The 12,966-nt window shown below is 44.3% G+C and carries 10 protein-coding genes; 7 read left to right on the forward strand and 3 right to left on the reverse strand.

Going from position 1 to position 12,966, the window contains the following annotated elements:
• Positions 1–292: 292 nt before the first annotated feature.
• The 6 genes from HCZ91_RS07645 (at position 293) to mmsB (ending at position 8,787) form a co-directional block, all read left to right on the forward strand.
• Positions 293–2,314: a propionate--CoA ligase gene (locus HCZ91_RS07645; protein WP_179798923.1), complete on the forward strand. Its 2,022-nt coding sequence runs from the start codon at positions 293–295 to the stop codon at positions 2,312–2,314.
• A 343-nt stretch (positions 2,315–2,657) separates the two neighbouring features.
• On the forward strand, positions 2,658–4,142 hold the full coding sequence (locus tag HCZ91_RS07650) for a CoA-acylating methylmalonate-semialdehyde dehydrogenase (protein WP_179798924.1): 1,485 nt from the start codon (positions 2,658–2,660) through the stop codon (positions 4,140–4,142).
• A gap of 219 nt (positions 4,143–4,361) precedes the next feature.
• On the forward strand, positions 4,362–5,522 hold the full coding sequence (locus HCZ91_RS07655; protein ID WP_165597745.1) for an acyl-CoA dehydrogenase family protein: 1,161 nt from the start codon (positions 4,362–4,364) through the stop codon (positions 5,520–5,522).
• A gap of 32 nt (positions 5,523–5,554) precedes the next feature.
• A complete protein-coding gene (locus tag HCZ91_RS07660; RefSeq protein WP_179798925.1) occupies positions 5,555–6,337 on the forward strand; it encodes an enoyl-CoA hydratase in 783 nt (260 codons plus the stop codon).
• Positions 6,338–6,408: 71 nt separating this feature from the next.
• Positions 6,409–7,668 (forward strand): enoyl-CoA hydratase/isomerase family protein, encoded by a 1,260-nt coding sequence (locus HCZ91_RS07665; RefSeq protein WP_179798926.1) that lies wholly within the window; start codon positions 6,409–6,411, stop codon positions 7,666–7,668.
• Positions 7,669–7,860: 192 nt separating this feature from the next.
• Entirely contained in the window at positions 7,861–8,787 is a 927-nt protein-coding gene (mmsB, locus tag HCZ91_RS07670) for a 3-hydroxyisobutyrate dehydrogenase (protein ID WP_257020004.1), read from the forward strand.
• Between the two features lie 200 nt (positions 8,788–8,987).
• On the opposite strand, the gene HCZ91_RS07675 is transcribed toward mmsB, so the two are convergent.
• Entirely contained in the window at positions 8,988–9,746 is a 759-nt protein-coding gene (locus HCZ91_RS07675) for an IclR family transcriptional regulator (protein WP_102078462.1), read from the reverse strand.
• Between the two features lie 593 nt (positions 9,747–10,339).
• Between HCZ91_RS07675 and HCZ91_RS07680 the strand changes: the two genes are divergently transcribed.
• Positions 10,340–11,218, forward strand: a complete 879-nt coding sequence (locus HCZ91_RS07680) for a hypothetical protein (RefSeq protein WP_179798928.1) — start codon at positions 10,340–10,342, stop codon at positions 11,216–11,218.
• 136 nt (positions 11,219–11,354) lie between these two features.
• Here HCZ91_RS07680 and HCZ91_RS07685 read toward each other — a convergent pair whose 3' ends face one another.
• Both HCZ91_RS07685 and pal read right to left on the reverse strand, forming a co-directional pair.
• Entirely contained in the window at positions 11,355–12,170 is an 816-nt protein-coding gene (locus tag HCZ91_RS07685) for a 4'-phosphopantetheinyl transferase superfamily protein (RefSeq protein ID WP_179798929.1), read from the reverse strand.
• Positions 12,171–12,372: 202 nt separating this feature from the next.
• Positions 12,373–12,891, reverse strand: a complete 519-nt coding sequence (pal, locus tag HCZ91_RS07690) for a peptidoglycan-associated lipoprotein Pal (protein WP_179798930.1) — start codon at positions 12,889–12,891, stop codon at positions 12,373–12,375.
• Positions 12,892–12,966 lie beyond the last annotated feature (75 nt).

Genomic DNA, 12,966 nt, shown 5'->3' on the forward strand with positions numbered 1-12,966 from the left:
AATATTTGTATTCGTCAAAATGTAGTGCGTATTACACGCTTAATAGTTGACCTTTCCGATAGGCTCTGCTACATTTTAAACCGATACGATATGTATCGGTTTTTTAATTCTGGCAAGGATGACCAGTATTTACTAAGACATGGTTTTTTATAGTTGAAGCATTTTAGAGTTGGTAACAGCCAATTGCACGCAGACAGTGCACCGTGCGAGGTGAGTACCGTGACAACTTATTGAGTGCCTTAACTATAAAATACTATTGCCTCATTTCTCGTTTATGCTAAGGACAGCTACTATGAGCGACCATTCCCTATCCCCAGTTTCCACCCAAACGACAGACACGCCAAACTTCGCTGATATTTATCATGAGTCTATTACGGATCGAGAGCAGTTTTGGGCTGAGCAGGCGAAGCGTATCTATTGGCATAAAGAGCCTGAGCAAATTCTAGATGACAGTAATCTGCCTTTTGCCAAATGGTTCGTCGGCGGTGAGACAAATCTTTGTTATAACTGCGTCGATCGCCATCTAGCAGACCGGGCAGAGCAAGATGCCTTTGTGTGGGTGTCATCAGAGATTAATCAAGAGTTGATAGAAACTTTTCCAGCGGTCGTTGATTCGTTTAAAGATTTGGGCAATAACGTCGAGTTTTATACAGACTATACCAAGCGCCGCCTGACTTATAATGACTTATATAAAGAAGTTAATTATTTTGCCGATGTGCTACAGCGTCACGGTATTGGCAAGGGTGACCGTGTCATTATCTATATGCCGATGATATTAGAGGCGGCTTATGCCATGCTGGCTTGTGCTCGTATTGGTGCCGTCCATTCAGTCGTATTTGGTGGGTTCGCCGCCCATAACTTGGCTATCCGTATGGACGATGCCGAAGCCAAAATGGTCATTACGGTAGATGCAGGGCTACGAGGCGGTAAGGTTGTCAATTATAAAAACCTAGTCAATCAAGGCGTTGAGCAAGCGACTGTCAAACCAGAGCATGTGCTGGTGGTCAATCGCGGTATATTACCATTCGAAACCAAAGCGATCGATGTTGATTATGCAACTGAGCGTCGTCATAGCTGTGAGGCCAATGCAGTCGTAGAGCCAGTTTGGCTCGAGTCAAATACCCCGTCCTATTTGCTTTATACTTCTGGTACGACCGGTACACCAAAAGGGGTGCAGCGCGATACAGGTGGTCATGCAGTCGCGCTGACGACGTCGATAGATTATGTCTATGATGGCAAGGCAGGCGAGACTTTCTGGGCGATATCTGATATTGGTTGGGCTGTAGGACACTCTTATACGATCTATGCGCCGTTACTGGCGGGTATGACCAGTATTATGTATGAGGGCTTGCCGCATATGCCAAACCCAGGTATCTGGTGGCGTATCGTTGAAGCTAACAAAGTTAATATTTTATTCACCGCACCCACAGGCGTGCGCATGCTCAAAAAACAAGATGAAAGCTGGATGACGCGCTACGATGTCTCTAGTGTGAAGTCGTTCTTTTTGGCAGGTGAACCGCTTGATGAATCGACAGCTAGTTGGTTGACTCAGCACCTAGGCGTGCCAATTTTAGATCACTATTGGCAAACAGAGTCTGGGTGGCCAATCCTCAGCCATACGCCAAAGTTCAATCATAAGCCGCACAAGCAAGGGTCACCTGGTTACCCGATGTATGGCTATGAGGCGCATGTCATCAACGAGGAAACGGGCGATCCTTGTCAGGCTGGCGAAAAAGGATTGCTTGCAATTAAAGCACCACTACCACCTGGTTGTCTCACCACGGTATGGCGTAATGATGAGCGTTTTATTAGCAGCTACTTTGGTCTGTTTGATGGTCAGCAGTACTCAACCTCGGACTATGCAGTGACAGATGAAGAAGGGTATTTCTACATCTTAGGGCGTACCGATGATGTGATTAACGTCGCAGGACATCGTATAGGTACACAAGAGATTGAAGAGGCCATCAGTACGCATCCAGAGATGGCAGAGTGTGCTGTGGTGGGTATTCAAGACGAGCTAAAAGGTGAGCTACCTATTGCGTTCTGCGTCCTAAAAGATCAGACGCAAATTGAAACCACCGAAAACCGTTTTCGCATCGAGCAGCAAGTAATAGGCGCTGTCGTCAAATCTTTGGGCGGTATTGCTCGACCCGCTGCTATTTATTTCCCGCAGGCATTGCCAAAGACTCGCTCGGGTAAAATCCTACGTCGCTCAATTCGTGCGTTAGCGGAAGACCAGCCAACAGGAGACATGTCAACGCTTGACAATCCAACAGCAATCGATGCGATCAAGCAAGCGATGAAGGATTATTGATTGGTATAAATTAGCCTCATACAAAAATAGTGATGTTGTTCATTGCGTATCAAATTCAGGTTAACTTCAAAAAGCTCATGAGTCATCATGGGCTTTTTTGTTTTTGTTATTTAAACAATTTTTATAAGAGCACGTGCTATTAAAATAAACTTAGCAAAAATTTTGATAAAGCGCTTGACCGTAAAAATGATTTATTGTTATAGTCAATAACGATACAAAATAAATCATTTTAAAATTCAGTTTTTAATAATGCTTTACAGACAAACACTCATCGCTTTTATTTTTCTAATAAATATCTAGGTGCCGTCACACGGTACTCTCGCAAAAAAGATAAGGATATCTTATGCACCACGTTCAACAGCTTATCAATGGTCAGTTCGTACAATCAAACACCGACGAATGGATTGATATCACTGATCCAGCGACGCAAGAAGTCATTGCCAAAGTGCCACAAACTACCAATGATGAGATTAACCAAGCGGTTGCAGCCGCACAGACTGCGTTTGAGACATGGCGCAAAACGCCAATCACCACGCGTGCGCGTATCTTTTTAAAGTATCAATCTTTGATTCGTGATCATATGGATGAGCTGGCAGAAATCTTGACCGCAGAGCAAGGCAAAACGATTGCAGATGCACGCGGTGATGTGTTCCGCGGTCTAGAAGTGGTAGAGCATGCCGCTGGTATTGCCAATCTGCAAATCGGCGACTTTGTAGAAAACGTGGCGTCAGGTGTCGATACTTATAGTATTTGGCAGCCACTCGGCGTTTGCGCTGGTATCACACCATTTAACTTCCCAGCGATGATTCCACTATGGATGTTCCCAATGGCGATTGCTACGGGTAATACATTTATCCTAAAACCGTCTGAACAAGATCCGATGGTGACTATGCGTTTGGTTGAGCTAGCGATTGAAGCGGGCGTACCAGAAGGCGTTCTAAACGTGGTACATGGAGGCAAAGCAACCGTCGATGCTATCTGCGACCATCCAGATATCAAAGCCGTTTCTTTTGTAGGCTCTACTCATGTAGGCAAACACGTCTATGAGCGTGCCAGTCAATCAGGTAAGCGTGCCCAGTGCATGATGGGTGCCAAAAACCATGGCGTTATCCTGCCAGATGCCAATAAAGAGCAAACGCTCAATCAGTTAGCAGGCGCAGCATTTGGTGCAGCTGGTCAACGCTGTATGGCGCTGTCAGTCGTCGTACTAGTAGGCGCAGCTGGTGAGTGGATTGATGAGATTAAAGCAAAAGCAGAAAGCTTGGTCGTCTCAGCTGGCAAAAATGACAAGGATTTGGGGCCGTTGATTTCGCCTGCTGCGAAGGCCCGTGTCGAGCATTTGATTGGGACTGGGGTAGAAGAGGGCGCGAGCTTGATACTAGATGGTCGCGGAATTACCGTTGAAGGGTTCGAGAAAGGTAACTTCGTTGGCCCAACTATCTTTGATAATGTCACAAGTGATATGCAAATTTATCAACAAGAAATCTTTGGTCCAGTACTATGTATTATGCGTGCTAACAGCTTGGACGAAGCGATTGCACTATTGAATGCCAATCCACATGGCAATGGTACGGCGATATTTACTCAGTCAGGGGCAGCTGCACATAAATTCCAGCAAGACATTCAAGTTGGTCAAATCGGTATTAACTTGCCAATCCCTGTGCCACTACCTATGTTCTCGTTCTCAGGTTCACGTGGCAGCAAGCTTGGTGACTTAGGTCCTTATGGTAAGCAAGCCGTACAGTTCTATACTCAGACAAAGACAGTGACTGCACGTTGGTTTGATGATGAAGCGAGCCGCGGTGTCAATACAACGATTTCAATGTAATCGTCAGCTCATTGTTTTATCAGTATGACATTTTGTGTTTTAGGTATGACGATAATGCGACTTGCGGTACTATTAAACGCAATTTTATTATCGTTATACCGCTATCATGTCGCGCTAATGTCTTATAAAATCTCTGACCAACCTTTTTATTAGCGCTTTTATCAACGTTTATCCGAGATTTAAGCCCTCTATTTGATCTATAAGAACAAGGATGACCCTATGGATTTTTCATTGACCGATGACCAAGTCGCCTTTCGCCAGACGGCTCGTCAGTTTGCGCAAAAAGAGCTAAAGCCAAATGCTGCTGAATGGGATCGTAACTCGCATTTCCCAATAGATATAATCAAAAAATCTGGTGAGCTTGGCTTTTTGGGACTGTACACCAATCCAGAATATGATGGCTTGGGCCTACCAAGACTGGACTCAGCGATGGTATTCGAAGAGCTTGCATGGGGCGACACGGCTGTAGCAGCGTATATGAGTATTCATAATATGGCGGCATGGATGATTGGTGAATATGGTAGCGATACGCTATGCAAAAAATATCTACCCAATATGGTCAGCGGTGAGTGGCTTGGCAGCTATTGCCTAACAGAACCAAATGCAGGGTCTGATGCAGCCTCCTTACGTACCAAAGCGGAGAAGCAAGGCGAGCATTACGTACTAAACGGTGAAAAAACCTTCATTTCTGGCGCAGGCTCAACCGATGTATTGGTAGTAATGGCACGTACTGGTAGCGCTGGGCCCAAAGGCGTGTCAGCGTTCGTCGTAGACGCCAATAGTGCTGGTATCGAATATGGCAAAAACGAGCATAAAATGGGCTGGAAAGCACAGCCAACACGCACGATTAGTTTTAAAGACGTTAAAGTCCCTGTAGAAAACCTGATAGGTGAGGAAGGCCAAGGCTTTCGTATCGCGATGAAAGGACTGGATGGTGGTCGTATTAATATCGGTATTTGTGCGGTAGGTACGGCACAAGCGGCGTTAGAGACCGCAACCAGTTATGTGCAAGAGCGCAGCCAGTTTGGTAGCCCGATTGCTAGCTTACAATCGGTACAGTTTAAACTTGCTGATATGTTGACCCAGACCATCGCCGCACGCCAAATGCTGTATCTAGCAGCTGATAAAGTTGACAACAACGATGGACAAGCGTCTACCTACTGCGCAATGGCAAAACGTCTGTCTACAGATCTTTGTTTCGATGTTGCTAATGAGGCCCTGCAGTTGCACGGCGGCTATGGTTATCTAAATGAGTATCCGCTTGAGCGCCATGTACGAGACTTACGTGTCCATCAAATTCTGGAAGGTACCAATGAGATCATGCGTGTGATTATTTCACGTCAAGTTCTACAAAATGAAGGGCTAAACCAGCTACGCTAATTTATCTCGTTTTACTGAAACAAGGATGTTTTATGACAGATTATACAAATCTACAGCTATCAATTGATGGCCATACCGCAACGTTGACGTTGAATAACCCACCGGCACATACGTGGACGATGGACAGTCTGCAAGCACTTAAGCAGCTCATCACAGATCTCAATGCCAACGACGATGTTTACGCATTAATCGTGCATGGAGATGGCGAAAAATTCTTCTCAGCTGGTGCAGATTTAAACAACTTCTCAGACGGCGATAAAGGCCGCGCAATAAGTATGGCGATTGCATTTGGTGAAGCATTTGAAGCGCTATCTACCTATCGTGGCGTCAGTATCGCTGTCATCAATGGCTATGCGATGGGCGGCGGGCTAGAGTGTGCGCTCGCATGTGATATCCGTATCGCAGAAGTGCACGCCCAGATGGCACTGCCAGAGACGGGCGTGGGATTATTGCCATGTGCTGGCGGCACACAGAACCTAGCTATGTTAGTAGGAGAGGGTTGGGCTAAGCGCATGATACTGTGCGGTGAGCGGGTCGATGCAGAGACGGCATTGCGTATCGGTCTGGTTGAAGAGGTCGCGGCCAAAGGCGAAGGGTTGCAAGTCGCTCAGGCCTTAGCAGAAAAAGTCGCTAAACAATCACCCGTTGCTGTCAGTTATTCCAAGCAACTTATTCAAGCGGCTAGAGATACGCCGCCTGCGCAAAATCTCATACATGAGCGTGAAGCGTTCGTGAAATTGTTTGACACGATGGATCAGCGCGAAGGGGTACAAGCCTTTTTAGAAAAGCGTAAACCCAATTGGCAAAACAAATAAGCATTGCTTAAAATGCTTGGGTCATAACACTCATGACATTATTTAACTTTTTAACTTTGTAGGTCACTTTTATGACAGCAGCTACCGACGATACCCAAAACTCTTCGAACAATATCGAGCAAGAGGCCTCTGTATTGTTCAATACTGAACCGACAGATTGCGGGCACTTGATTGGAGTCATGACACTCAATATACCCAAATCACTTAATGCGCTCAGCATTGATATGTGTCAATTGCTATCAGCGCAGCTAGAGCAGTGGCAAGATGATAATCAAGTGGTGGCGCTCGTATTAAAAGGTGCAGGCGACAAAGCGTTCTGTGCAGGCGGCGATATTCGTAAGCTCTATGACAGTATGTCTACCAGTGCACCCATGCCAAACCCTTATGCTACTGAGTTTTTCAGTCATGAGTATCGTCTCTATCGTCAAATGCATTTTTATCCGAAACCATTAATACTTTGGGGCGATGGCATCATCATGGGCGGCGGTATGGGGCTGATGGCAGGATGTAGTCATCGTCTGGTCACTGAGCGCACACGTTTTGCCATGCCTGAGGTCACCATTGGACTGTTCCCTGATGCATCTGGCAGTTGGTTTTTGCAGCGCATGCCTGCTAAGACGGGTTTGTTTTTAGGTCTAACTGGCGCGATGTGTAATGGCAGCGATGCGCTATTGGCCAATCTGGCAGAGTATGCCGTTGCCAGTCAGGATTATGATACCGTCATGCAGCGCCTCAGACAGAGCGACTGGCAGGCAGTCGATAACACGAGCAGTTCAAATAAGTGCCATGACAATAGTGCGCATAGTATTGTCAGCCGTGCGCTTGCTGAGTTGCCAGTAGCCGAACTGCCAGATAGTAAGCTTGCAACATATTGGCAACCTATTCAGCAGTTGATGAATAGTGGTGGTCTGGCTGATATCGATGCGCTGCTACAAAGCGATACTGCGCTCGCACAGCTAAACCAAAACTTTGCAGAAGACAGCTGGACGCAGCGCGCAGTCGCCACTTATCGCCATGGCTGCCCAGTGACGGCAGCATTGACCTATGCGCTCTATTATAAAGTCGCTGACCTATCGATCGAGCAAGTGCTGTATTTAGAGACTAATGTCGCAGTACATTGTGCAGCCAATCCTGACTTCAGAGAAGGTGTGCGGGCGCTATTGATTGATAAAGATAGAAATCCCAAATGGTCGCGTTCATTAGCAGACTGTCTGAGTGTAGAAGGGCAGGCGTATATCGATCAGCACTTTGTCAATCCTTATCCAAAAAATGAACACCCTCTAGAGGGTTGGTTGGGTGATAACGCACTAGGCAGTCAACGTGTCCGCTAACTGCCTAAAAGCGCTCTATCAAGTAGGACGGTTAGCCGTTTTATAAAATTTTAAAGAAGTATGCTAGGGCGTGAAAGAACGACATTTATAATAAGTAATATTCACTAATAAACAATGTAAGACAGAATGTAGTCATGGCTACATTATAAATCATCAAGGAGTGATGAGATGGGTACAAAGGATACAAGTACAATGAATAATAATACCACTAAACCACATATTGCCTTTATCGGGCTTGGTAATATGGGTGCGCCAATGGCAGAGAACTTATTAAAGGCAGGTTACGAGCTATCTGTTTTTGATTTGTCTGAGGTTGCAACCCAGCGTCTACAGCAAGCAGGTGCTAGGGTGGCAGACAATCCTAAAGATGCTGCGAGTAACGCTCAAGTTGTGATTAGTATGTTACCTGCAGGTCAGCACGTACATTCTGTGTACTTGGGTGATAGCGGCTCTAATGGTTTGCTTGCAGAGCTGCCAAAAGGCACGCTTGTGATTGACAGTAGTACGATAGCGGCTGCTGATGCAAGGACAGTGGCAGAGGCGGCAGATAAACTTGGCATCGACTTTTTAGATGCACCGGTCTCTGGTGGTACGGGCGGGGCAATTGCTGGTAGCTTGACCTTTATCGTTGGTGGCGATGCTGCTGCTTTTGCTAAGGCTGAGCCAATACTTGCCGTGATGGGCAAAAACATCTTTCATGCTGGCGAGCACGGTGCAGGACAAGTGGCTAAAATCTGTAATAACATGCTGTTAGGTATTCTGATGGCAGGCACGGCAGAAGCGATTAATCTAGGAGTCAAGAACGGCTTAGATCCCAAAGTGCTATCAGACATCATGCTACAGAGCTCAGGGCGTAACTGGACACTAGAAGTTTATAACCCTTATCCGAAAGTCATGGAAAATGTGCCCTCTAGCAACGGCTATCAAGGTGGCTTTATGAGCAAATTGATGCAAAAAGATCTAAACCTTGCGATGCAAACTGCTCAAGACACTGAAGTAGAGACGCCAATGGGTGCCAAAGCAACAGAGTTATATGCCTCACATACTGTAGAGAATGGTGATAAAGATTTTTCTAGTATTATCGGACGTCATGACGTCTCATTATTGTCTCAAACATGACTCTCTTGACTGCTTCTCTTTTGAATGTAACCTTCTTAGACATATCAATTTTTAGGAATACCAATTCTTAAAGATACTAATATTAAGAATTTTTCGTATCATTAGTAGGTGGCATTAATTAAGAGAATGCATTTGCTAAAAAGAAAAAGGTCTACGCTAAAATCATAGCGTAGACCTTTTTTGATGGCTAATAGATAGTATTAGCTTTGCAGATCGTAGACGAGCGTCTGAACGTCTTGCGCAGCTTTCTGTAGGCGTGGTACATGAGTCAGCAGATCGTCGAGTGATACTCGTATAGTTGGTGCATGCAAATAGAGAGAAGCCAGATAGCGTGACTTTTTGTCGAGTATAGGTACAGCCACTGCCACCATCTCAGAGATAAACTCCTCATTATCAATGCCGATACCAGTATCAGCGATACGATCAAGCTCGGCATTTAATGCATCGATATCAGTAATGGTATTCTTAGTGAACTTATCTAGTGGTAACCCTTGTAATATTTTCATACGGCTAGTCGTAGATAATTGGCTTAGATATAGCTTGCCAGTCGCTGTACACCACATAGGTGACTTTGCCCCGACAGGAAGATAAATCTGTAGTGGCAAGGTCGTCTGAGCACGGTTGGTATAGATCATATTCATATGATAGGGAATGCCAATACCGCAAGTTTCTTTAAGCTCATCAACCAGTTTTTGCAAAATCATCTGCCGCTCGTTAAAGAACAGTCGTTGTTGCCATAGCTCAACGCTCAAATTGCGTACGCGCTTACCAGGGATAATACCGCCACCAATATCAACAGTCAAAAAACCATCATCAACCAAGTTTTGAATCAATCTATGAATGGTCGGTTTAGGGATATCTAGCTCTTGTGAGAGCTCTAGTGGAGAAAGCGGTTTTGAAGCATAGGACACTGCTTCGATGATTTCTAGGACACGGGTAATCGACGATACTTTAGGCATATATATGACTCAGTAGGAGTAAAGAAATAGAGCAGACAGCATCACAAAATTTTCATAAATAAGACAAATGGTGACAATACTGACGTTCTATAACAAATCTATTATAACAACTAATTTAGCATAATATCCGCTTGAGGCAAGCGTTAGTCGCGTTATATGAGATCATTTATATCGTTTTATTTGTTGGTGTAGATTTTCTCATATAAGTAACAATAGATACGTTAACTCACAAGGCACACTATTCGGTAAGGTTAAGCCATATAACTGTCATTGATTCAAAGTGCGTTCTAGATAATTATGTGGACATGTTTTGCAATACCCTTACATAAACATTAAGCAAGCGAAGTCTCATGTTTACGCTGTTTGGTTACTTTAAGGACGTTATGTAACATAAAAGCGAATTTTTGCAGATTGGTGTAGCAATTATTACAGTACCTATGCAATCTTTACATAATGGCAAATAAAAACAGCATCAGTAGGGGTGACTTTTTAAGTCAGAATTGTTTTAATCACCTCAACAAAATGATGGTTTAACAAAAGCACAATCATCGTTTTTTATGGGCGGGTTTATTTCACACTTTAGGAGAATAATTATGAAATTTATTAAATTGACGGCAATCTCTGCTGCTGTTCTAGCATCAACTGCTGCATTAGCTGCTGATCCAGTTATCGTTGTTGATGACAACGCTGCAGTTGCATATGAAGTTGAGCCAGTTGCTGTTGCCTATCAAGCAGAACCTGCTTCTTACGCATATGATGCTAACGCTGGTGTAGTAAGCAACACTACTGGCGCTGTTGTTGGTGGTACTAAAGGTTTCTTCAGTAAAGTAGTAAACCCAGCATCAGTTAGCGCTGAAGTTGGTACTCTAGGTTATGGTGCGAACATCGGTTGGTCAATGAATGAGAAAACTGAACTACAAGCTGGTTGGGCAGGTGGCGATGTAGCTGACCTTTTCGGCGGTGATTTCGATGCAGACGACGTAAACTATGATGTAGATGCTGACTTTAGCAACCCATACCTAGGTGTACAATTACGTCCTACTGGTAACTGGTTCACAGTTGGTGCTGGTATCATCGTTCCAGACAACGATTTTGATGTAACTGCTAACTCTAAAGGCGGTACTTACAAAATTAATGATGTGTCATACAACGCAGATGATGTAGGTACTTTACAAGGTACTATGGAGCATCGTAACAAGCTAGCTCCTTACGCTACTATCGGTTTCCGTCCGAACATCACAAACAACTTCGGTCTATTTGGTGAAATCGGTGCAGCATACATGGGTAAAACTAATGCTACTGTAAATGCAACTGACCCAGAAAATGTTGTGAGAGTTTCTAACGGTGTTACTGATATACCTTCTGGTCTTAATGCGGGTCAAGTTGCTAAACTTGCTGAGCAAGAGCTAGAAGATAAAGATTGGTTAGAGTGGTTGCCAATCGTTAAAGTTGGCGCAACTTACCGTTTCTAGTCTAATCACAGTTTAAATACTGTCATTAGTAGAAAACAAAAAAACGATCCTTTTTAGGGTCGTTTTTTTATGCTTAAAATAGAGTATTGAAAGATATGCTAAAAGTCAGATTTGAACTTTACTTAGAAAACCTTGCTCAGAAAACGATGACAGTTTGCTGAGATCGTAACGTGGCAATGCGGTAAACAGATTGGTAATCCGTATCTTCACTATCATTGAGTACAGAGGCAGAGTTAATCTCTCTATTATTTTCAATCAAGCTAGGAATAAGGTGAGAGTAATCCATACCTAAGCCTTGAGCTAATGTATATTGGTTCACTTTGATAAAGCTTTCTTTTATTTGCCATAACAGTTTGGCAGTGCGTTCTCGCTGATCTGTAGATAGCTCCTGTAAAATGGTCAGCTCGCTCTTTGAATAGAAACGCTTGACTACATGCCACGCAATATTATTGGTCTCTATATCGATACCAGCAGGACGCTGACGACTGATCACGACCGCTATTTTGCTGTGTAAACGTGTAAAATTTGTCTGATTCGATTCTGTAGTTTGCTTTGAACTACCAGCTCCTGTATGGCTAAAGCATACGTAATGCTGACTGTTGACGAGCCGATAGGGAAAGCTTGACTCATCCAAGGTGTCATCTATTTCTAATTTTTTAAGCAGCTCTTGCAATAGTTGCCTGACGCCTTGCCGCTGCTGCTGACGCTGTTTACGTGCTAGAGCAGGTACTAAGTGTCTAGGTGCTGCTGTCGCCACCTGATAGTACCAATTTAGATTATTGAGCTTAATGATGTCTTTACACGACGTATTGCATGATGACAACCATAATGACTTGTTCCATAAGCTTCCAGTGACTAAATGACTGATTGACTCGCTCACTTGGGCAGTCACACACCATGTCGTGGTGTCGAGTTGCGTGTACTGTATCTGGGTAAGGTTGGAAGTCGGCATATATTACTAGTCGTCAAAAACGATTATCATAGAATTGAGTAAGTCTGAACGCTATGTATTTGATACATAGATAGTCATACAGTAGCTATATTTAAATAGTTTATATCTAATTAACCTACTAAAAATCCAAAAAGCCCAGCAATATACTCTTGCTGGGCTTTTATTAAACTATCGAACGCTATAAATAACGCTAAATCACAATTTAGTAAGACAGCTCAGCACGACGGTTTTGTGCATACGCGTCTTCAGTGTTGCCAGCTGCTGCAGGGCGCTCTTCGCCATAGCTAATGACACGGATGTTGTTTGCAGTGACACCTTGAGCAGCAAGGTAGTTACGGGCAGCTTGTGCGCGTCGCTCACCTAGTGCCATGTTGTATTCACGGCTACCGCGCTCATCAGTGTGACCTGCGATAACGACAGTCGCTGCTGGGTTTGAATTTAGCAGGCTTACGTGTTGGTTAAGGGCGCTCGCTGATTGAGCAGTAATTTCGCTGCTATCAAAGGCAAAGTAGACCACTGCTTGAATATTCTCAGCGCCCGTGATGACAGCGTTTGAGTTATCAACGATAACCGCACCATTATAGCCAACTTGTCCACCTGGGATGCCTAGCGGGGCAACGACAACTTCTGAAGTAGTGCGCTTGGTAGCACAACCAGTGGTCAGTGCAACAGCGCTTGATAGTACAGCAAGAACAGCGATCTTAGAAAAACTGATTGACATGACGAGCTCCTAAAATTTTAATTAAATTTGTTTTTTTTAACTGCTTCCGATAAAACTTAGGCAATCTCTATCTAT

This window comes from Psychrobacter sp. BI730 (genome assembly GCF_013414195.1).
GTDB lineage: Bacteria > Pseudomonadota > Gammaproteobacteria > Pseudomonadales > Moraxellaceae > Psychrobacter.